The organism is Pseudomonas abietaniphila, from assembly GCF_039697315.1.
GTDB classification, from domain to species: Bacteria; Pseudomonadota; Gammaproteobacteria; order Pseudomonadales; family Pseudomonadaceae; genus Aquipseudomonas; species Aquipseudomonas abietaniphila_B.
In genome coordinates, this window is the sequence record NZ_CP155619.1 from 4,918,476 (window position 1) to 4,940,142 (window position 21,667).

Here is a 21,667-nt window from a genome sequence, read left to right on the forward strand (position 1 = left end):
TGGGTATCTACCCCCATCTTGATTTTCAGCTTATTTCTATCTGTCCATGGCCTTAAGGCCGCCGTAGAGGCGAAATCATGAAGACGACCATTGAACTGCCTCTCTTGCCATTGCGCGATGTCGTGGTGTATCCGCACATGGTTATCCCACTGTTCGTGGGGCGCGAGAAGTCCATCGAGGCCCTTGAAGCCGCGATGACGGGCGACAAGCAGATTCTGCTGCTCGCGCAAAGAAACCCTGCAGACGATGATCCTGGTGAAGACGCTCTTTATAGCGTGGGTACGATTGCAACTGTATTGCAGCTGCTGAAGCTACCTGACGGCACGGTCAAAGTGCTGGTGGAAGGCGAGCAGCGTGGCTCTGTAGAGCGTTTCATCGAAGTGGACGGCCATTGCCGTGCCGAAGTCGCGCTGATCGACGAAGTCGACGCGCCTGACCGTGAATCCGAAGTGTTCGTGCGCAGCCTCCTGGCGCAGTTCGAACAATATGTGCAGCTGGGCAAGAAGGTGCCGGCTGAAGTCCTGTCATCGCTTAACAGCATCGATGAGCCGGGTCGTCTGGTCGACACCATGGCAGCCCACATGGCGCTGAAGATCGAGCAGAAGCAGGAAATCCTCGAAATCATTGACCTGCCTGCGCGTGTTGAGCACGTGCTGGCGCTGCTGGATGCCGAAATTGACCTGTTGCAGGTCGAGAAGCGCATTCGCGGTCGCGTGAAAAAGCAAATGGAGCGCAGTCAGCGCGAGTACTACCTGAATGAGCAGATGAAGGCCATTCAGAAAGAACTCGGCGACAGCGACGAAGGCCACAACGAAATCGAAGAGCTAAAAAAGCGCATCGACGCCGCTGGCCTGCCGAAAGATGCGATGACAAAAGCCACTGCCGAGTTGAACAAGCTCAAGCAGATGTCGCCGATGTCCGCTGAAGCAACCGTCGTGCGCTCCTACATTGACTGGCTGGTGCAGGTGCCCTGGAAGGCACAGAGCAAGGTTCGTCTGGACCTGGCGCGCGCTGAAGACATCCTCGATGCCGATCACTACGGTCTGGAAGAAGTCAAAGAGCGGATCCTCGAATACCTCGCCGTGCAAAAGCGCGTGAAAAAGATTCGGGGTCCGGTGCTGTGCCTGGTCGGTCCTCCTGGCGTGGGTAAAACCTCGCTGGCGGAGTCGATTGCTCACGCTACCAACCGCAAGTTCGTGCGCATGGCGCTGGGCGGCGTTCGTGACGAAGCCGAGATTCGCGGTCACCGTCGGACCTACATCGGTTCGATGCCTGGCCGTCTGATCCAGAAAATGACCAAGGTTGGCGTGCGCAACCCGCTGTTCCTGCTCGACGAAATCGACAAGATGGGCAGCGACATGCGCGGCGATCCGGCGTCGGCATTGCTTGAGGTGCTCGATCCTGAGCAGAACCACAACTTCAACGATCACTATCTGGAAGTCGATTACGACTTGTCCGATGTGATGTTCCTCTGCACTGCCAACTCGATGAACATCCCTGCGGCGCTGCTCGACCGTATGGAAGTGATTCGTCTGCCGGGTTACACCGAAGACGAGAAGATCAACATCGCCACCAAATACCTTTCGCCGAAGCAGATCGCTGCGAACGGCCTGAAAAAAGGTGAAATCGAGTTCGAAGAAGAGGCCATACGCGACATTATCCGGTACTACACGCGTGAAGCTGGCGTGCGTAGCCTGGAGCGGCAGATCGCCAAGGTCTGCCGCAAGGCCGTCAAAGAGCACGCTCACGAGAAGCGTTTTGCCGTCGTGGTCACGGCTGCAATGCTCGAAAACTTCCTCGGTGTGCGCAAATTCCGTTACGGCCTTGCCGAACAGCAGGATCAAATCGGTCAAGTGACGGGCCTGGCGTGGACCCAGGTGGGTGGCGAATTGCTGACCATCGAAGCGGCCGTGGTGCCAGGTAAAGGGCAACTGATCAAGACGGGCTCGCTAGGTGATGTAATGGTCGAATCGATCACCGCAGCACTGACCGTCGTGCGCAGTCGCGCGAAAAGCCTGGGCATCCCTCTGGACTTCCACGAGAAGCGCGACACGCACATCCATATGCCGGAAGGGGCGACGCCTAAAGACGGCCCTAGCGCGGGTGTAGGCATGTGCACGGCACTGGTTTCGGCGCTGACTCAGATCCCGGTCCGTGCGGACGTGGCAATGACGGGTGAAATCACCCTTCGCGGTCAGGTTCTGGCGATTGGTGGATTGAAGGAAAAACTGCTGGCGGCGCACCGGGGTGGAATTAAAACGGTGATCATTCCAGAAGAAAACGTGCGTGATTTGAAAGAAATTCCTGACAATATCAAGCAGGATCTTCAAATCAAACCGGTTAAATGGATTGACGAAGTCCTGCAAATTGCGCTGCAATACGCGCCGGAGCCCTTGCCGGATGTGGCTCCGGAGATGGTTGCAAAGGATGAAAAACGCGAGTCTGACTCTAAGGAAAGAATTAGCACGCATTAGTCTGGGGGGCCTTCCTTGACAGCTTTTTAGAGCCCTTGTTATAAAGCGGCTCTTTCCAGCGTCAGAAGGCCATTCAGCGTTTGTCTGGCTTCACCAAAAAACTTAGAAAATATACTCAATATAGATAGATATAAGGGGACTTAGAGTGAACAAGTCGGAACTGATTGATGCTATCGCCGCATCCGCTGACATCCCGAAAGCTGCTGCTGGCCGTGCGCTGGACGCAGTAATCGAATCCGTCACTGGCGCTCTTAAGGCTGGCGACTCTGTTGTACTGGTTGGCTTCGGCACCTTCTCCGTAACTGATCGTCCTGCTCGTACCGGCCGTAACCCACAGACCGGCGAAGCTCTGAAAATTGCAGCCGCCAAGAAGCCAGGCTTCAAAGCCGGTAAAGCTCTGAAAGAAGCCGTCAACTAAGTTTCTTTTTTACCTTTGCCCATCCAGGACAGCGTTACCTCTGTTCTGGTCGTGAAGCGGCACGTGCGGTTGGTCAAGCGCTGGCCTGTCACCTCAGGGAACGCACATTCGAACCCTGTTCGTTTTGCCCGCTTCACTTGTTACACCTGTTACGACGAGAAGGCGCATCCTCGGATGCGCCTTTCTTCTATCCGGATTTCACCCACGCTCGGCGGTTTGTGAGTCGAATACAACCGTTCTGGGGGACGCATGCTGCAAAATATCAGGGACAATTCACAAGGCTGGATTGCCAAGACCATCATCGGGGTCATCATGGCGCTGATGGCCCTGACGGGTTTCGATGCCATTTTCAGGGCCACCAGCCACAGTCAGGATGCCGCGAAGGTCAATGGTGACGAGATCACTCAGGCAGATCTTGGCCAGGCGGTTGAAATGCAACGCCGTCAGCTGATGCAACAACTGGGCAAGGATTTCGATCCTGCGATGCTCAATGAGAAGATGCTGCGCGACTCGGCCCTCAAGGGCCTGATCGATCGCAAGCTGCTGCTGCAAGGCGCAGCCGACGCGAAGTTCGGTTTCTCCGAAGCTGCGCTGGACCAGCAGATCCTGATGACGCCTGAATTTCAGGTCGATGGCAAATTCAGCGCCGACCGTTTTGATCAGGTGATTCGTCAGTTGGGCTACAGTCGTATGCAATTCCGCCAGATCCTCGGTCAGGAAATGCTGATCGGCCAGATCCGTGCGGGCATCGCAGGCAGCGCATTCATCACTGACGCACAGGTTGACGCGTTCGCGCGTCTGGAAAAGCAGACGCGTGATTTCGCGACCCTGACGCTGCCAGCCGATCCGTCGAACGTGAAGGTTACCGACGACGAAATCAAGGCGCACTACGACCAGCACGCCAAGGAATTCCTCAGCCCCGAGCAGGTTGTGCTCGACTACATCGAGCTGAAGAAGTCCTCGTTCTTCGACAAGGTGACTGTCAAGGACGAAGACCTGCAGGCGGCGTACCAGAAAGAAATCGCCAACCTGGCTGAGCAGCGTCGCGCTGCGCACATCCTGATCGAAGTCAACGACAAGACCACTGATGCGCAGGCCAAGGCGAAGATCGAAGAGATTCAGGCGCGTCTGGCCAAGGGTGAAGACTTCGCGGCACTGGCCAAAGAGTTTTCGCAGGACCCTGGTTCGTCGACCAAGGGCGGTGACCTGGGCTACGCCGGCAAGGGCGTTTATGACCCTGCCTTTGAAGACGCGCTGTACGCGTTGAACAAGGATCAAGTGTCGACGCCGGTTCGCAGCCAGTTCGGCTGGCACCTGATCAAGCTGCTGGGCGTCGAGGCACCGTCGGTTCCGACTTTCGCCAGCCTGAAAGACAAGCTGACGCATGAGCTGAAGTCTCAACAGGTCGAGCAGAAATACGTCGACGCGAGCAAGAAACTGCAAGATGCCGCGTATGAAGCCTCTGACCTGGTCCAGCCCGCGCAGGATCTGGGTGTGAAGGTGCAAACCACGGCGCCGTTTGGCCGTGAAGGCGGCGAGGGCATCGCGGCTAACCGTGCGGTGATCCAGGCAGCGTTCAGCCAGGAAGTGATGGAAGAGGGTTCCAACAGTTCTGCGATTGAGCTCGATCCGGAAACCACGGTCGTTGTGCACGTGAAGGAACACCGTCAGCCGGAGCAGTTGCCTCTGGAAGCGGTTTCCAGCGCGATTCGTGCCCAACTGACCAAGCAGCACGCCAGCGAAGCCGTCAAAGGCAAGGGCGAGGCGCTGCTGGCCGGTCTGCGTGATGGCAAGGTTCCTTACAGTGCTACCAAGCAGGAAGGTCAGAGCTGGAAGGTCGTGGAAGCTGCTTCTCGCGGTCAGGAGGGTGTCGATCCTCAGGTTCTGCAGGCGCTGTTCCGTATGCCTAAGCCTGAAGGTAAGGACAAGCCGGTTTATGGCAGCCTGACCGCTGCTGACGGCAGCTTCGTGATTGTGCGCCTCAATGGCGTGAATCAGGCGGCTCCGGCGACCGATGCCGAGAAGGCTCAGTACCGTCGTTTCCTGGCATCCCGTGAGGGTCGTCAGGACTTCGAGTCGTATCAGTCTCAGTTGCAGTCGGCGGCGAAGATCGAGAAGTATTGATCGTCGCGTTACGCTGAAAACGAAAAGCCCCGGCTCGTGAGAGTTGGGGCTTTTTGGTTTTTGGTTTTTCGGGTTGGCGTTGGGAGAGTGGGCAGATCCATTGTCTTGGGTGGCGCCGAATCACCTTTCCGCCCCTCCGGCGGGTCACTTTTGAAAAGGCACCAAAAGTAACCAAAAGTGCCCTGCTCCCTGGTTGGGCCCGACTTCGTCGGATTCCCGCACTCCGACGACGCTCCGTGGGCACGCGCCGAACGGGCATCCATGCCCTGACGGCGCTCTCCCGGCATCCATGCCGCTCGGCCCACTGCGCCCCGTCTGCGTTTGGCCTGCACCGAAGTCGCGTTCTGCGGCGTCTGATATCGCGTATGAGGATCAAGATCAAAAGCGAACGTTGATCTTGGCCTCGCCCCGATCCCTTGTAGGAGCAGTCGGAGGTTACGACGGCCGCGAAGGCGGTGGGTCAGATAACACATTTGCAGCTGACCCACCGCGTTCGCGGCCGTCGTAACCTCCGACTGCTCCTACAGGTTCGGCGGCGGGCATCCATGCCCTGACGGCGCTCTCGCGGCATCCATGCCGCTCGGCCTACTGCGCGCCGTCTGCGTTTGGCCGGCACCCAAGTCGCGTTCTGCGTCGTCGGATCTCTCGCGTATGAAGATCAAGATCAAAAGCGAACGTTGATCTCGGCCTCGCCCCGATTCCCTTGTAGGAGCAGTCGGAGGTTACGACGGCCGCGAAGGCGGTGTATCAGATAAAACATTTGCAGCTGACCCACCGCTTTCGCGGCCGTCGTAACCTCCGACTGCTCCTACAGGTTCGGCGGCGGGCATCCATGCCCTGACGGCGCTCTCGCGGCATCCATGCCGCTCAGCCCACTGCGCGCCTTCTGCGTTTGGCCTGCACCCAAGTCGCGCTCTGCGGCGTCTGATCTATCGCGTATGAAGATCAAGATCAAAAGCGAACGTTGATCTCGGCTCGCCCCGATCCCCTTGTAGGAGCAGTCGGAGGTTACGACGGCCGCGAAGGCGGTTTATCAGATAAAACATTTGCAGCTGACCCACCGCTTTCGCGGCCGTCGTAACCTCCGACTGCTCCTACAGGTTCGGCGGCGGGCTACAGGGGATCGCACCACCTCCAGCTTTTGCCTTGGCTTTGGCTTTTGATCTTCCTGCGCGACAGCCCAGACACCACCAAACGCGACTTGGGTGCAGGCCAAACGTAGATGACGCGGAGTGGGCCGAGCGGCATGGATGCCGCGAGAGCGCCGTCAGGACATGGATGTCCGTTCGGCGCGGGCCCACGGAGCGTCGTCGGAGTGCGGGTACCCGACGAAGTCGGGCCCAACCAGGAGCAGGGCACTTTTGGTTACTTTTGGTGCCTTTTCAAAAGTGACCCGCTGTAAGAGCGGAACCATAATCCGCGCCACCACAAATAATGGATATACACCCACCACCCAGCGCCCCCAAAAAACACCCACCAAAAAAAACGGCAGGCCACTCAGCAAACGCTGACTGACCCACCGCTATCGCCAGCAAGCCGGCTCCTACAAATAGTGCGAAGGTTAAAGCATCAACCTTCCAGATCACCCATCGCCGTGGTGTTGAAACCACCGTCGACGTACATGATCTCACCGCTGACACCGGAAGCCAGGTCCGAGCACAGGAAGGCGCCGGCGTTGCCGACTTCTTCGATGGTCACGTTGCGACGCAGTGGCGTCTGAGCTTCGTTGGCAGCCAGCATTTTGCGGAAGTTCGAGATACCCGAAGCCGCCAGCGTACGGATCGGACCTGCCGATACCGCGTTGACGCGAGTGCCTTCTGGACCGAGGCTGCGGGCCAGGTAACGGACGCCGGCTTCCAGGCTGGCCTTGGCCATGCCCATGACGTTGTAGTTCGGCATGGTGCGCTCGGCGCCCAGGTACGACAGGGTCAACAGGCTGCCATTGCGGCCTTTCATCAGTTCGCGACCGGCTTTGGCCAGGGCCACGAAGCTGTAGGCGCTGATGTCGTGAGCAATACGGAAACCTTCACGGGTGGTGGCTTGGGTGAAGTCGCCGTCCAGTTGGTCGCCCGGAGCGAAGCCAACGGAGTGCACGATGCAGTCCAGGCCGTCCCACTTCTTGCTCAATTCTTCGAAGACCTTGGCGATTTCCTCATCGCTGGCCACGTCGCAAGGGAAGCACAGCTCGGCGCTCGAACCCCAGCCTGCGGCGAATTCTTCCACGCGGCCTTTGAGTTTTTCGTTCTGGTAGGTGAAGGCAAGCTCAGCGCCCTCGCGATGCATGGCGGCAGCAATGCCGGATGCGATGGACAATTTGCTGGCGACACCGACGATCAGGACGCGCTTACCGGCGAGAAAACCCATGGTTTGTTCCTCTTCAGGTTAATCGACAGCTGCCGGCGCCAAGAAGGCGGCTTCCAGCAGCTGCTGTGTATAAGGATGTTGCGGTGCGGCGAAGATGTCTTCGGCCATACCCTGTTCGACCACTTGGCCTTGCTTGACCACCATCAGTTGGTGGCTCAGCGCTTTGACTACCGCCAGGTCATGGCTGATAAACAAATACGTCAGGTTGTACTTCGTTTGCAGGGAGCGCAAAAGCTCCACCACTTGGCGCTGAACGGTCCGGTCGAGGGCCGAAGTCGGCTCGTCCAGTAAAATCAGCGCCGGTTTTAACACTAATGCCCGGGCAATGGCGATCCTTTGCCGTTGTCCACCGGAAAACTCATGGGGGTAGCGGTGCCGGGTGTCCGGGTCCAGGCCTACCTCCTTGAGTGCTTCGATCACCGCGGCTTCCTGCTCCACCGGCGTGCCGATCTTGTGGATACGCAGGCCTTCGCCGACGATGTCGCACACCGACATGCGCGGACTGAGGCTGCCGAACGGGTCCTGAAACACCACTTGCATCTGGCGTCTTAACGGACGCACTTGATCCTGCTTGAGGCACGCCAGTGAATCGCCCTGAAAGCGTATCTCGCCCTCGCTGCGAATCAACCGCAGAATCGCCAGGCCCAACGTCGACTTGCCCGAGCCGCTTTCGCCGACAATCCCCAGCGTCTGGCCCTTGGGCAGACTGAAGTGAATGCCGTCCACGGCCTTGACGTGATCGACGGTGCGTTTGAACACGCCTTTCTTGATCGGAAACCAGACCTTCAGGTCTTCGACTTCAAGCATCGGCGCCCCGGGGGCGTTGTTCGCAGGGCCGCCTTTGGGCTCGGCACTCAGCAGTTCTTTGGTGTACGGATGCTGCGGCGCACGGAACAGCTCTTCGCACGATGCCTGTTCGACGATGCAACCGCGCTGCATGACACATACTCGGTTGGCAATTTGTCGAACCACGTTCAAATCGTGGCTGATCAGCAGCAAGGCCATGCCCAGACGCGCCTGCAGTTCCTTGAGCAGTTTGAGGATTTTGAGCTGCACCGTGACGTCCAGCGCCGTGGTTGGCTCGTCGGCGATCAGCAGTTCCGGTTCGTTGGCCAGTGCCATGGCGATCATCACACGCTGGCGCTGACCGCCGGAGAGCTCGTGTGGCAGGGCTTTAAGGCGTTTGGTCGGTTCTGGGATGCCCACCAGCTCCAGCAGCTCCAGCGTGCGCCGAGTGGCGGCTTTGCCGGTCAGCCCCTTGTGCAGGCCGAGCACTTCGTTGATTTGCTTTTCGATCGACTGCAACGGATTCAGCGAGGTCATCGGCTCCTGAAAAATCATCGCGATCCGGTTGCCGCGAATGGCCCGCATGCGTTTTTCGCTGACCGTGAGCAATTCGTTGCCCGCGTACTGAATGGTGCCGGTGGGGTGCCGCGCGAGCGGGTAGGGCAGCAGTCGCAGGATCGAGTGCGCGGTCACCGACTTGCCCGAGCCGCTTTCGCCGACAAGGGCCAGCGTCTCGCCCTTCGGAATGTCGAAGCTGATGCCTTCTACCACACGCTGGACTTTGTCACCCGTGACGAACTCGACGGACAGGTTGCGGATTTCGATCAGATTGTCCTGATTCATCTCATTTCCTCGGGTCGAATGCGTCACGGGCGGATTCGCCAATGAACACCAGCAAACTCAACATGATCGCCAGCACGGCAAAGGCACTGATGCCCAGCCACGGCGCTTGCAGGTTGGATTTGCCCTGTGCGACGAGTTCGCCCAGTGAAGGCGAGCCGGCGGGCAGGCCGAAGCCCAGGAAGTCCAGCGCGGTCAGCGTACCGATCGCGCCGGTGAGGATGAACGGCATGAAGGTCATGGTCGAGACCATGGCGTTGGGCAGGATGTGGCGGAACATGATCGCGCCGTTCTGCATGCCCAGCGCCCGTGCGGCGCGCACATATTCCAGATTGCGACCGCGCAGGAATTCGGCGCGTACCACGTCGACCAGGCTCATCCACGAGAACAGCAGCATGATGCCCAGCAGCCACCAGAAATTGGGCTGCACGAAGCTGGCGAGAATGATCAGCAGGTAAAGCACCGGCAGGCCCGACCAGATCTCCAGAAAGCGCTGGCCAACCAGATCCACCCAGCCGCCGTAGAATCCCTGCAACGCACCGGCGATGACACCGATGATCGAGCTGAGGATGGTCAGGGTCAGAGCAAACAAGACCGACACTCGGAAGCCGTAGATCACCCGCGCCAGCACGTCGCGACCCTGATCGTCGGTGCCCAGCAGATTCTCCCGCGAAGGCGGAGCAGGGGCCGGGACTTTCAGGTCGTAGTTGATGCTCTGATAGCTGAACGGAATCGGCGCCCACAGGGTCCAGCCGTCTTTGGCCGCCAGCAGTTCTTTGATGTATGGGCTTTTGTAGTTGGCTTCCAGGGGGAATTCACCGCCGAAGGTGGTTTCGGGATAGCGTTCCAGCACCGGGAAATACCAGTGGCCGTCGTAGCGCACCGCGAGCGGCTTGTCGTTGGCGATCAGCTCGGCGCCCAGGCTCAGGCCGAACAGGATGAGGAACAGCCACAGCGACCACCAGCCACGTTTGTTGGCCTTGAATCGTTCGAAACGGCGTCGATTGAGAGGGGACAACGTCATATCAATGATCCCTGCGGTCGAAGTCGATGCGTGGGTCAACCAGCGTGTAGGTCAGGTCGCCGATCAGTTTCACCACCAGCCCCAGCAGGGTGAAGATGAACAGCGTGCCGAACACCACCGGGTAGTCGCGGTTGATCGCGGCTTCAAAGCTCATCAGGCCCAGGCCGTCGAGGGAAAAAATTACTTCTACGAGCAGTGAACCGGTGAAGAAGATGCCAATGAACGCCGACGGGAAGCCGGCGATGACCAACAGCATGGCATTGCGGAACACGTGGCCGTACAGGACCCGACGCTGGGTCAGGCCCTTGGCTTTGGCGGTGATCACGTACTGCTTGCCGATTTCGTCGAGGAAGCTGTTCTTGGTCAGCAGGGTCATGGTGGCGAAGTTGCCGATCACCAGCGCAGTGATGGGCAGGACCAGGTGCCAGAAGTAGTCGCCCACCTTGCCCAGCCAGCTCAACTCGTCGAAGTTGCTGGAGGTCAGGCCGCGCAAGGGGAACCAGTCGAAGTAACTGCCGCCGGCAAACACCACGATCAGCAGGATGGCGAACAGGAAGGCGGGGATCGCGTAGCCGACGATGATCGCCGAACTGGTCCAGACGTCGAACTGACTGCCGTGCCGCGTGGCCTTGGCGATCCCCAGCGGGATCGAGACCAGGTACATGATCAGCGTGCTCCAGAGCCCCAGGGAGATCGAAACGGGCATCTTCTCGACGATCAGGTCGATCACCTTGGCGTCGCGGAAGAAACTGTCACCGAAGTCCAGGCGGGCGTAGTTCTTGACCATGATCCACAAGCGTTCCGGCGCCGACTTGTCGAAGCCGTACATGTGCTCGATTTCCTTGATCAGGCCCGGGTCCAGACCCTGGGCGCCACGGTAGGTCGAGCCTGCCACGGAAACTTCCGCGCCGCCGCCAGCGATGCGGCTGGTGGCGCCTTCAAAGCCTTCCAGTTTGGCGATCATCTGTTCCACCGGGCCGCCGGGTGCGGCCTGGATGATTACGAAGTTGATGAGCAGAATGCCGAACAGGGTCGGCACGATCAGCAGCAAGCGCCGCAGAATGTACGCCAGCATGTTATTGCTCCGTGCCTTTGGATGGCGCAGCTTCAGGTTCGGCGAGGTCCGGTGCGGTCTGCACCGGAATCGCAGGCGTCGCGTCGGGTTTGACCCACCAGGTCATGGTGCCGATGTCGTACAGCGGCGTCTTTTTCGGGTGACCGAGATGGTCCCAGTACGCCAGACGCCACGTCTTGATGTGCCAGTTGGGGATCACGTAATAACCCCACAACAGCGCGCGGTCGAGGGCGCGCGCGTGGTCGATCAGGCTTTGCCTTGAGTCGGCGTTGATCAGGCCGCTGACCAGGGTGTCGACGGCGGGGTCCTTGAGGCCGATCAGGTTGTAGCTGCCCGGTTTGTCAGCGGCCGACGAGTCCCAGTATTCGCGCTGTTCGTTACCCGGCGAGCTGGATTGCGGGAAGCTGCCAACGATCATGTCGTAGTCGCGCGAGCGGCGGCGGGTGATGTATTGCGAGACGTCGACCCTGCGAATTTCGAGGTTGATGCCGATGTCGGCCAGGTTGCGCTTGAACGGCAGCAACACGCGCTCGAATTCGGTCTGGGCCAGCAGAAACTCAATGCTGACCGGCTTGCCTTCGGTGTCGACCATCTTGTCGCCGACGATTTTCCAGCCCGCGTCCTTGAGCAGCTGGAAAGCCTTGCGCTGTTGCTCGCGAATGATGCCGCTGCCGTCGGTCACCGGCAGTTTGAACTCGTCGGTGAACAGCGGCGCAGGCAGTTTGTCGCGCAGCGGTTCGAGGATTTTCAGTTCGGCGTCGGACGGCAGGCCGCGCGAGGCCATGTCCGAGTTGTCGAAGTAGCTCTTGGTACGGGTGTACGTGCCAAAGAACAGCTGTTTGTTGGTCCACTCGAAGTCCAGCAACAGGCTCAGCGCCTGACGCACGCGGACGTCCTGGAACATCGGCTTGCGCAGGTTGAAGATAAAGCCCTGCATGCCCTGCGGGTTGCCGTTGGGGATTTCCTCCTTGATCAGCCGGCCTTCGCGCACGGCGGGCACGTCGTAGGCCGTGGCCCAGTTCTTGGCGGTCATCTCCTGCCAGAAATCGAAAGCCCCGGCTTTCAGCGCTTCGAGCGCAACGGTGTTGTCGCGGTAATAGTCGGTCGACAGCCTGTCGAAGTTGTAGAGGCCCTTGTTGACCGGCAGGTCCTTGCCCCAGTAATCCTTCACCCGCTCATAGCGCACCGAGCGTCCGGCCTTGACTTCGACCACCTTGTACGGCCCGCTGCCCAAAGGGATTTCCAGGTTGCCCTTGTTGAAATCACGGGTCGCCCACCAATGCTTCGGCAGAACGGGCAACTGGCCAATGATCAACGGCAATTCGCGGTTGTCGTTGTGCTTGAACTTGAACAGCACCGTCAGCGGGTCCTCCGCAACCACTTGGTCGACGTCGGCGTAGTAGCTGCGGTAGAGCGGCGAGCCATCCTTGATCAGGGTGTCGAAACTGAACACCACGTCTTCGGCCCGCACCGGATGGCCGTCGTTGAACTTCGCTTCGGGGCGCAGGTAGAAGCGCACCCAGCTGTTGTCCGGGGCTTTTTCAATCCTGCCCGCAACCAGACCGTATTCGGTGAACGGTTCGTCCAGCCCCTGACGCATAAGGGTGTCGTAGATCAGGCCGATGTCATCCGCGGGCACGCCTTTGCTGATGAACGGGTTGAGGCTGTCGAACCCGCCAAAGCCGGCACTGCGCAGAATCCCGCCCTTGGGCGCGTCCGGGTTCACGTAGTCGAAGTGTTTGAAGTCGGCCGGGTATTTCGGTGGCTCGTTGTACAGCGTGATGGCATGTTGCGGGGCCGCCTGGGATGAACAGGCCATTCCCAATAGAAGAGGGCCGAGCAGGAACAGGCCGCCGGCCCGTGTCCGGGCGCGCAGTGCGGTCATTGAGTTTTCTCCGAAGGCTTGAGCCACCACGCACGCAGGCCCAGGGTGTAGGGCGGGGTGGTGACGAAGGCGAACCGGTTGCGGTACGCCAGACGATGATTGTTGAGGTACCAATTGGGAATCATGTAGTGCTGCCAGAGCAGAACGCGGTCCAGTGCCTTGGTGGCCGCGACCTGATCTTCGCGGGTTTTCGCCGCCAATAGCTGGTTGAGCAGGTTATCCACCACCGGATTGGCGATGCCCGCGTAATTCTTGCTGCCTCTGATGCTGGCCTGGCTGGAGTGAAAATACTGCCACTGCTCCAGGCCCGGGCTCAGCGTCTGGTTCAGGGTCATCAGAATCATGTCGAAGTCGAACTGGTCCAGGCGCTGTTTGTATTGGGCGCGATCCACCGTGCGCAGCCGGGCGTCGATGCCGATTCGCGTCAGATCTTCGATGTAGGGCTGCAGGATTCGTTCGAGGTTGGGGTTGACCAGAAGTATTTCGAAACGCAACGGTTGGCCAGCATTGTTGGTCAGACCACGGTCGGTGAATTTCCAGCCCGCTTCGGCCAGCAGACCCAATGCTTTACGCAGGGTGTCGCGAGGCACGCCGCCTCCGTCGGTCTTCGACACCGTGAACGGCTGGGTAAACAGCTTGGGCGGCAGTTGATCGCGGTAGGGCGACAGCGTCAGAAACTCGCGGCCAGCGGGCAGATCGCTCGCGGAAAACTCGCTGTTGGGGTAATAGCTGGTCGAGCGGCTGTAGGCATTGTTGAACAGCGTACGGTTGGTCCACTCGAAGTTGAACATCAGGCCCAGCGCCTCACGCACCTTGATGTCGGCGAAGGTGCCGCGACGGGTGTTCATGAACAGGCCTTGGGTCTGCGTCGGGATCTGATGGGGAATCTGCGCCTTGATCACGCTGCCGTTGGCCACAGCCGGGAAGTCGTAGCCCGTCGACCAGTTCTTGGCCTGATGCTCGATGTAGATGTCGAACTCGCCGGCCTTGAACGCTTCGAAGGCGACGTCGGCGTCGCGGTAGAACTCGACGTCCACGCGATTGAAGTTGTACTTGCCGCGATTGACCGCCAGGTCCTTGCCCCAGTAATCCTTCACCCGTTCGAACACCAGGCTGCGACCGGGACGCACCTGCGTGATGCGATAAGGACCACTGCCCAGCGGCGGCTCGAAGGTCGTCGCTTTGAAGTCGCGGTTCTTCCAGTAGTGCTGGGGCAGCACCGGCAATTCACCCAGGCGCAGAATCAATAATGGGTTGCCGGACCGCTTGAACACGAAACGAATGCGATGCCGGTTGAGAATGTCCACCCGCTGCACTTCCTGCAACGCCGTGCGGTACTGCGGATGGCCGTCTTTGAGCAGCGTTCGGTAGGAGAACGCCACATCATAGGCTGTGATCGGTTTGCCATCGTGAAAGCGCGCTTCCGGGCGCAGGTTGAACACCACCCAGCTGCGGTCTTCGCTGTATTCGACCGACTTGGCGATCAGCCCGTAACTGGAGGTGGGCTCGTCGCCGGAAGGATCGTACTGACCGGTGCCGACCATCAACGGCTCGTTCAGCTCGCTGACGCCGTATTGCCCGAAGTTGGGCGTCGAGATCGGGCTGCTGCCTTTGAAAGTGTAGGGGTTGAGGGTGTCGAACGTGCCATTGGCCATGATTCGCAAGGTGCCAGCCTTCGGCGCCTCGGGATTGACCCAGTCGAAATGGGTGAAGCTGGCCGGATACTTGAGGACACCGAACTGTGCGTAACCATGGCTTTCGCTGATGGTCGCGGCGGCTGTCGTGCTCAAGACCAGGCTGGAAATCAGCAGCAATGGGCGTATCAAATGGGCATTCGATCCAGGCAGCGGTCGGTCACAGTAACAGCTTGTATGGGCTGGAAAAAGGGGAGACTTGGATGCTCAACTGTAGGAGCGCGCTTGCCCGCGAACAGGGTGTGTCTGTGACACATCTGTTGCTTGATACACCGCAATCGCGGGCAAGCGCGCTCCTACAATGGGACCGTTTTCCGAGCAGGGAACCGGTCAATACTGCTCGGTTTTGCGCCAATCAATGCGGCAAATAAACCGTCAACGTCTGCCCCGGCTTCAGCGCCTGGCCACTGCGAGGGTTCCAGCGCTTGAGGTGTTGCATCTCGACGTTGAAACGTTTGGCCACCAGATACAGCGAGTCGCCTTTCTGGATCTTGTACTGCATGGATTTCTTGTCGGCGTCCTCGCCCTTTTGGGTCGTGTCCGCTTTCGCCACGGCGCGGGAGCTGGTCCTGGCCGGTTTGCTGTTGTCCTGCATGACCAGGGTCTGACCGACCTTCAGGTTATGGCCTGAAAGCTTGTTCCAGTGCTGCAGGTCCTTGGCGTCGACTTTATTGATACGGGCGATCTGGGCCAGGTTGTCGCCTTTTTTAACCTTATAGGTGCGGGTGCGTGCAGGCTTTTCGTCGACTTCGGCAACTTCTTCGAACACCGGCATCGCCGTTTTCATGCCCGGCTGCACCGGAATGGTCAACGCCTGGCCGCGTTTCAGGTGATTGCTCGACAGCTTGTTCAAGTCTTTGATCGTGGCCGTCGACACTTTGTAACGGCTGGCGATGCTGGCCAGGCTGTCACCCGGGCGCACACGGTATTGCTGCCAGTCGACCAACTCGTCAGGCTTCATGTTCGACAGGCTGGCGGTCAGCAACTGCGACTTCGAGGTCGGCACGAGCAAATGCTGCGGGCCGTCGATGGTCAGGCGCTTCTTGAACGCAGGGTTGAGCTGCATCAACTCGTCTTCGTCGATGTTGGCCATTTGCGCGACCTTGGTCAGGTCCATGCGCTGGTTCAGCTCGACGACTTCGAAATAGGGCTTGTTGTCGATCGGGTTCAGGTTGACGCCGTAGGCTTCCGGCGACATGACCACCTGCGAGAGGGCCAGCAATTTAGGTACATAATCGCGGGTTTCCTGCGGCAGCGGCAGGTTCCAGTAATCGGTCGGCAGGTTGAGCTTTTCGTTGCGCTCGATGGCCCGGCTGACGGTGCCTTCGCCGGCGTTGTAGGCGGCAAGGGCCAGCAGCCAGTCACCGTTGAACATGTCGTGCAGCTTGGTGAGGTAATCCAGCGCTGCCGTGGTGGACGCGGTGATGTCGCGGCGGCCATCGTAGAAATTGGTCTGACGCAGGTTGAAATATCGACCGGTGGACGGGATGAACTGCCAGATCCCGGCAGCATCGCTGCGTGAAAGGGCCATCGGGTTGTAGGCGCTTTCAATCACGGGCAACAGCGCCAGCTCCAGCGGCATGTTGCGTTCTTCCAGACGCTCGACGATGTAATGCATGTACAGGCTGCCACGCTCGCCAGCCGTTTCGAGGAACGAAGGGTTGTTGGCGAACCAGAGGCGCTGTTGATCGATGCGCGGGTTGAGGTCGTTACCGTCTTGCAGCTGGAAACCCTGACGCATGCGCTCCCACACATCATGGGGCGGGGCCAACGGCGCGGGTTTTCGTGCGACGAACACCGATTTCGGCTTGACGTTGGCTGGCGAGTGAGAGGCGCTCGACGCACTGGCGGCATCCAGGCTGCTGGTGGTCTGGCAGCCTGCCAATGTTGCGCTCGCGACCACCGCGATGGCCTGAGCTAACCGAGTCAATGCGTCGGAATTAAAGGTTCTGCGTATAGATGACGACATTGGCTGGGGGATAGTTCCAGTCGAAAATGTCGGGCGATTCTAGAAAGCGTCTGAACAACGGTCAACCTTTCAGAATTTTTGTGCTGATCCAGCGGCGGTTTAGAACTTATCTTTCCACGCCCTCAAGGCGGCAAAAACCGCTGCGGGCGAGGTGTTTTCCGTACCGGTCCGTTCGTCTGCTTTTTGTTTCACGGCAGGCTGTGAAACACGTAGAAACGGATTGGTCTTGTGTTCCAGCGCCAATGTGGACGGCAGGCTGATGCGGTTCTCTTCGCGCCATTTTGTGACTTGCTCGAAGCGGCCAGTGACGTCGGGGTTGTTCGGTTCGACGGCCACGGCGAAACGCAGGTTGCTGAGGGTGTATTCGTGGGTGCAGTACACGCGGGTGCTGTCGGGCAATGCGGCCAGTCGCGACAGGGAGTGATGCATCTGCTCCGGAGTGCCTTCGAACAAGCGGCCGCAGCCAGCCGCGAACAGCGTATCGCCGCAAAACAGCAGCGGCGATTGCGGATCGGCGTGATAAAAGGCGATATGGCCCAGGGTGTGGCCCGGAACCGCATGGACGTCGAACCCAAGGCCGAGTACGGTGATCTTATCGCGGTCGGACAAGGCGACATCCCGAGCGGGGATATTTTCGTTGGCGGGCCCATAGACCGTGGCCCCGGTCACGTTTTTCAGCTCGGCGACACCGCCGGTATGATCGGCATGATGGTGAGTCACGAGGATGTCACTCAGATGCCAGCCAGGATTATTGCCCAGCCACGCAAGAACCGGTGCCGCATCGCCCGGATCGACGACCGCGCAGCGCTTGCTGGCATTGTCTTGTAACAACCAGATGTAGTTGTCGGTGAAAGCGGGCAGGGCATCGATCTGTATCATGGCGCGGTTCGCTTTGTTGGGAACAAAGAAGCATCTTAGAGTCTGAACAGCGTCCAGGCGAGCCGCACTCGCTCAGGATCACTCATGGAGACCGGAAATGACCGATGAAGCGTTCGCCCAGGCCGACCCCGAATGGCTTGAGTTGATCAGCTCTGCCCGTGAATGGTTGTCCGGGCCGTTGGGCCAGTTGCTGCTGGAAGAAGAGCGCCGTGTGCTCGAAGAAGAGCTTGAGCGATTCTTCGGTGGCTACCTTGTGCATTACGGACCGTCGGCGCAAACCCCGCCTGCCGCCAAACAGGTTCAGCGCAATGTTCGCCTGGGTGCGCCATTGCCGGGGGTCGAGATCGTCTGTGAAGAACAGGCCTGGCCGTTGAGTGAGCATGCCGCGGACGTTGTCGTCATGCAGCACGGCCTGGACTTCTGCCTTTCCCCGCACGGCCTGCTGCGTGAAGCCGCGAGCAGTGTCCGGCCCGGCGGCCATCTGCTGATCGTCGGCATCAATCCCTGGAGTACGTGGGGCATTCGTCATTTCTTCGCCAACGACGCGTTGCGCCGCGCGCGCTGCATCTCGCCTTCCCGGGTGGGGGACTGGCTTAATCTGCTGGGCTTCGCGCTGGAGAAACGTCGGTTCGGGTGCTATCGTCCGCCGCTTGCCTCGCCCAAGTGGCAGACCCGGTTGTCGGGCCTCGAGCGTTTGGGCGACGGTTGGCAAAGCCCCGGTGGCGGCTTCTATTTATTAGTGGCACGCAAGCTGGTCGTCGGGCTTCGGCCTGTGCGCATGCCGCGTCGCGAGCCCATGGGCAAACTGCTCCCATTGCCGATGGCCAAGGTCAATCGGCGCAGCCCCGAGCCTTGATCTTCAGGCTGTACCCGGCCTTTCAAATTCTGGAATAAATGGTAATGAGCGATACCGTAGAACTCTTCTCCGATGGCGCCTGCAAAGGCAACCCAGGCCCCGGCGGCTGGGGCGCGTTGCTGGTCTGTAAAGGCGTTGAAAAGGAATTGTGGGGCGGTGAGGCCAACACGACCAACAACCGCATGGAGCTGCTCGGCGCCATTCGTGGACTGGAAGAGCTGAAGCGTCCCTGTGACGTCATCTTGGTGACCGACTCGCAGTACGTGATGAAAGGCATCACCGAGTGGATGGTCAACTGGAAGAAACGCGGCTGGAAGACCGCCGCCAAGGAGCCGGTGAAGAATGCCGACCTGTGGAAGCAGCTGGATGAGCAGGTCAGCCGTCACAACGTCACCTGGAAATGGGTGCGAGGGCACATTGGCCATCATGGCAACGAACGGGCCGACCAGTTGGCCAACCGTGGTGTGGATGAAGTGCGTGGGATCAAGCACGGTTAATTGTGGCAACCACAAACGCTGAGCATCCTGTGGGAGCGAATTCATTCGCGATATGGTTTATCAGGCGACCTAGTCAAGTCGAATGTACCGACGTCTCGCGAATGAATTCGCCCCCACACGGCGGGCGTCGCTCGTCGGTCCTGCACATCCCGAAAACACCCATGTTAGTATTCGCGCCTGAAGCTGAGGCGGTAGGCAATGACGGTACAAAACATCATCACTGAACGTAGGGTCGTTCTCGACACCGAAACCACGGGTATGCCGGTCACTGACGGCCATCGGGTGATCGAGATCGGTTGCGTGGAGTTGATCGGTCGGCGTCTGACCGGGCGTCACTTTCACGTGTACCTGCAACCGGATCGCGAGAGTGACGAGGGCGCCATCGGCGTTCACGGCATCACGGATCAGTTCCTGATTGGCAAACCCCGGTTCGCTGAAGTCGCCGATGAATTCTTCGAGTTCATCAAGGGCGCGCAACTGATCATCCACAACGCGGCGTTCGACGTTGGCTTCCTCAATAACGAATTTGCCCTGATCGGTCAGCACGACCGGTCGGACATCAGCACCTATTGCTCGGTGCTCGATACCCTGGCCATGGCCCGGGAGCGTCACCCGGGGCAGCGCAACAGCCTTGACGCCCTGTGCAAACGTTACGACGTGGACAACTCGGGCCGTGAGCTCCACGGCGCACTGCTCGACTCCGAGATTCTGGCTGACGTCTATCTGGCGATGACCGGTGGCCAGACGACCTTGTCGCTGGCGGGTAACAATGATGGCGAAGGTGGTGCTGACCGGCCGACGGAAGTTCGTCGCATCGTCAATCGCACGCCGGGGCGGGTCATCGTCGCCAGCGAGACCGAAATGGCTGAGCATGAGGCGCGCCTGGCCGTGATTGCCATATCGGCCGGTGCGCCGGCATTGTGGACTCAACTGCTGGAAGCTCAGGCTCAAGCTTAAGGGCTGCAACGCGTTGGCGGCAGGCATCTTGTATGACCTGCCGCACACAGGTGTGATCCTTTCATCATTGGTGCAGGAGGCCCAGGGTGACAATGGCGAACCCGACGTTGAGCATTCGTGTCGCAGACGAATGCTTCGAAGACTACATCCTCAACTGCGAATTCACGTTCATGGTCACCGGTTACGCGCAGGTGCAGATCGGCACACCGGTCGCGCAATGGCGCATCGACCCGGTCGAACCTTATCTGAAGAATTACGGCATCGACTCGGAAGAGTTCTGCCACTACCGGGACGCGGCGGACGGCACCGTGCTGGTGGCGTGGCTCGACGAAAATCCGGTGGGGCACATCGTCATCAGCAAGCACTGGAACGGCTTTGCCCACATTGACGAGCTCGCCGTGGACATGACCGCCCGGCGCAACGGTGTTGCACGCAAACTGCTGGACGTCGCGCAGTTCTGGAGTCAGAAACACCACCTGCCAGGCATCATGCTGGAAACCCAGAACAACAACCTGGCGGCGTGCAGACTGTACGAAAGCTACGGATTTGTGGTCGGAGGTGTGGACCATCTGCGTTACCGCGCGATCGATCCGTCGACCCGCGAAGCCGCCATCTTCTGGTATCTGGTGTATTAGCCGCAAGCCGCAAGCTTTAAGCCGAAAGCGGTCGGTGGCGAGATTGCGGAGGACAGCCGTTAACTTGCCGCTTGAAGCTTAAAGCTTGCAACTGCCTTCAAACCACCCTGGTCAGTTTGATTCCTGACTGGAGCAACTCGAATTCGTCGCCGCCCAGATGAGTCACGCGGTCGCCAATGGCCAGGCGATAGGTGGACACGGGCTCCTTGCCGTCAGCCTCGTTCGGCTGTGATTCGCGGAATTCATGCACCGGGTAAATGCGGCCTTCCGCATCTCTGGCATGAAATTGCCCAACTAGAACTGAAGCCATTTGCTTTGTAACCTCTGGAAATAACTGCTCGTTTTCGCCCGCATCGTAACACTGCGCGCCAAGGGTCCGTGTCCGCTTGTAAGGTAATTCTGTAGGTTATGTACGTACCTTCCTCACTCAAGCCTCTCAGACCGCCGTTTTCAGGGGGAGTTTTCCAGGAGGGAAAAAATAGTCTCGACCAACGGTATCGCCGGGCTACGCGACAGGACCGTCACCTATCATTTTTTTCGATCGGAAATAACGAAAAAACAGCGCGGTAAACATCGCTTCTTTCATCTATAACTGTCCATTCCTCCATTAGAAGAAGGTCAGCTTCATGAGCCAGGTTCATTCGATTGCGGTGATCGTCGGCAGTCTGAGAAAAGACTCAATCAACCGCAAGGTTGCCCGCGCACTGGCAGAGTTGGCGCCCTCCAGCCTGAAACTGAGCATCGTCGAGATCGGCGATCTGCCGCTCTACAACGAAGACATCGATCTGGATTCACCGCCTGCGGCTTACACCGCGTTCCGTCAGGCGCTGCAAGGCGCGGACGGCTTTCTGTTCGTCACGCCTGAGTACAACCGGTCGGTGCCGGGCGTACTGAAAAACGCCATTGACGTGGGTTCACGTCCCTATGGCAAGAGCGCCTGGGGCAAGGCCAAACCTGCGGCGGTCGTGAGTGTTTCTCCGGGGGCCATCGGCGGCTTCGGTGCCAACCAGCACTTGCGTCAGAGCTTCGTGTTCCTCGACGTGCTGTGCATGCAACAGCCTGAGGCGTATCTGGGCAACGCGGGCAGTTTTTTCGATGAGCAGGGCAAGCTCAACGAGAAAACCCGGCCGTTCCTGCAGAGCATCATTGATGCCTTCGCTGCGCACGTGGCCCGGACGGTGACGGCCTGA

The 21,667-nt window shown here is 59.3% G+C and carries 17 protein-coding genes; 8 read left to right on the forward strand and 9 right to left on the reverse strand.

The window, feature by feature from the left end; translation table 11 throughout:
- The first annotated feature begins 77 nt into the window (after positions 1-77).
- From lon to ABDX87_RS21720, 3 genes are all read left to right on the forward strand, one after another.
- Complete coding sequence (gene lon, locus ABDX87_RS21710; RefSeq protein ID WP_074759351.1) at positions 78-2,474, forward strand: endopeptidase La; 2,397 nt, start codon at positions 78-80, stop codon at positions 2,472-2,474.
- A gap of 145 nt (positions 2,475-2,619) precedes the next feature.
- A complete protein-coding gene (locus tag ABDX87_RS21715) occupies positions 2,620-2,892 on the forward strand; it encodes an HU family DNA-binding protein (protein ID WP_074759350.1) in 273 nt (90 codons plus the stop codon).
- 249 nt (positions 2,893-3,141) lie between these two features.
- Positions 3,142-5,016 carry a SurA N-terminal domain-containing protein gene (locus ABDX87_RS21720; RefSeq protein WP_346829713.1) on the forward strand — a complete coding sequence of 625 codons (1,875 nt, stop codon included), beginning with the start codon at positions 3,142-3,144 and terminating at the stop codon, positions 5,014-5,016.
- Between the two features lie 1,569 nt (positions 5,017-6,585).
- Here ABDX87_RS21720 and fabI read toward each other — a convergent pair.
- The 8 genes from fabI to gloB form a co-directional block, all read right to left on the reverse strand.
- Positions 6,586-7,380 carry an enoyl-ACP reductase FabI gene (gene fabI / locus ABDX87_RS21725; protein ID WP_346829714.1) on the reverse strand — a complete coding sequence of 265 codons (795 nt, stop codon included), beginning with the start codon at positions 7,378-7,380 and terminating at the stop codon, positions 6,586-6,588.
- 18 nt (positions 7,381-7,398) lie between these two features.
- Positions 7,399-9,009 carry an ABC transporter ATP-binding protein gene (locus ABDX87_RS21730; protein WP_346829715.1) on the reverse strand — a complete coding sequence of 537 codons (1,611 nt, stop codon included), beginning with the start codon at positions 9,007-9,009 and terminating at the stop codon, positions 7,399-7,401.
- Position 9,010: 1 nt separating this feature from the next.
- The gene (locus ABDX87_RS21735) at positions 9,011-10,030 is read right to left on the reverse strand and encodes an ABC transporter permease (protein WP_346829716.1); all 1,020 of its coding nucleotides are present in this window, start codon (positions 10,028-10,030) and stop codon (positions 9,011-9,013) included.
- 1 nt (position 10,031) lies between these two features.
- Positions 10,032-11,105, reverse strand: coding sequence for a microcin C ABC transporter permease YejB (locus ABDX87_RS21740; RefSeq protein WP_346829717.1), 1,074 nt, complete (start codon positions 11,103-11,105; stop codon positions 10,032-10,034).
- 1 nt (position 11,106) lies between these two features.
- Positions 11,107-12,990 (reverse strand): extracellular solute-binding protein, encoded by a 1,884-nt coding sequence (locus ABDX87_RS21745; protein WP_346829718.1) that lies wholly within the window; start codon positions 12,988-12,990, stop codon positions 11,107-11,109.
- Entirely contained in the window at positions 12,987-14,816 is a 1,830-nt protein-coding gene (locus ABDX87_RS21750; protein ID WP_346829719.1) for an extracellular solute-binding protein, read from the reverse strand. Before ABDX87_RS21750 ends, ABDX87_RS21745 begins: the two co-directional genes overlap by 4 nt.
- Positions 14,817-15,039: 223 nt before the next feature.
- A complete protein-coding gene (locus ABDX87_RS21755; RefSeq protein WP_346829720.1) occupies positions 15,040-16,653 on the reverse strand; it encodes a LysM peptidoglycan-binding domain-containing protein in 1,614 nt (537 codons plus the stop codon).
- A 99-nt stretch (positions 16,654-16,752) separates the two neighbouring features.
- A complete protein-coding gene (gene gloB / locus ABDX87_RS21760; RefSeq protein WP_346829721.1) occupies positions 16,753-17,532 on the reverse strand; it encodes a hydroxyacylglutathione hydrolase in 780 nt (259 codons plus the stop codon).
- A gap of 97 nt (positions 17,533-17,629) precedes the next feature.
- On the opposite strand from gloB, the gene ABDX87_RS21765 reads away from it, so the two are divergent.
- The 4 genes from ABDX87_RS21765 to ABDX87_RS21780 all read left to right on the forward strand — a co-directional run bounded on the left by ABDX87_RS21765 (position 17,630) and on the right by ABDX87_RS21780 (position 20,477).
- Positions 17,630-18,388, forward strand: a complete 759-nt coding sequence (locus tag ABDX87_RS21765; protein WP_346829722.1) for a class I SAM-dependent methyltransferase — start codon at positions 17,630-17,632, stop codon at positions 18,386-18,388.
- A gap of 44 nt (positions 18,389-18,432) precedes the next feature.
- A complete protein-coding gene (gene rnhA / locus ABDX87_RS21770) occupies positions 18,433-18,885 on the forward strand; it encodes a ribonuclease HI (RefSeq protein WP_074759157.1) in 453 nt (150 codons plus the stop codon).
- Between the two features lie 198 nt (positions 18,886-19,083).
- Positions 19,084-19,842, forward strand: a complete 759-nt coding sequence (gene dnaQ / locus ABDX87_RS21775) for a DNA polymerase III subunit epsilon (RefSeq protein ID WP_431061170.1) — start codon at positions 19,084-19,086, stop codon at positions 19,840-19,842.
- 86 nt (positions 19,843-19,928) lie between these two features.
- Positions 19,929-20,477, forward strand: coding sequence for a GNAT family N-acetyltransferase (locus ABDX87_RS21780; protein WP_346829723.1), 549 nt, complete (start codon positions 19,929-19,931; stop codon positions 20,475-20,477).
- A gap of 97 nt (positions 20,478-20,574) precedes the next feature.
- Here ABDX87_RS21780 and ABDX87_RS21785 read toward each other — a convergent pair whose 3' ends face one another.
- Positions 20,575-20,787 carry a hypothetical protein gene (locus ABDX87_RS21785; RefSeq protein ID WP_346829724.1) on the reverse strand — a complete coding sequence of 71 codons (213 nt, stop codon included), beginning with the start codon at positions 20,785-20,787 and terminating at the stop codon, positions 20,575-20,577.
- A 316-nt stretch (positions 20,788-21,103) separates the two neighbouring features.
- Between ABDX87_RS21785 and ABDX87_RS21790 the strand changes: the two genes are divergently transcribed.
- Positions 21,104-21,667 (forward strand): NADPH-dependent FMN reductase, encoded by a 564-nt coding sequence (locus ABDX87_RS21790; protein WP_346829725.1) that lies wholly within the window; start codon positions 21,104-21,106, stop codon positions 21,665-21,667.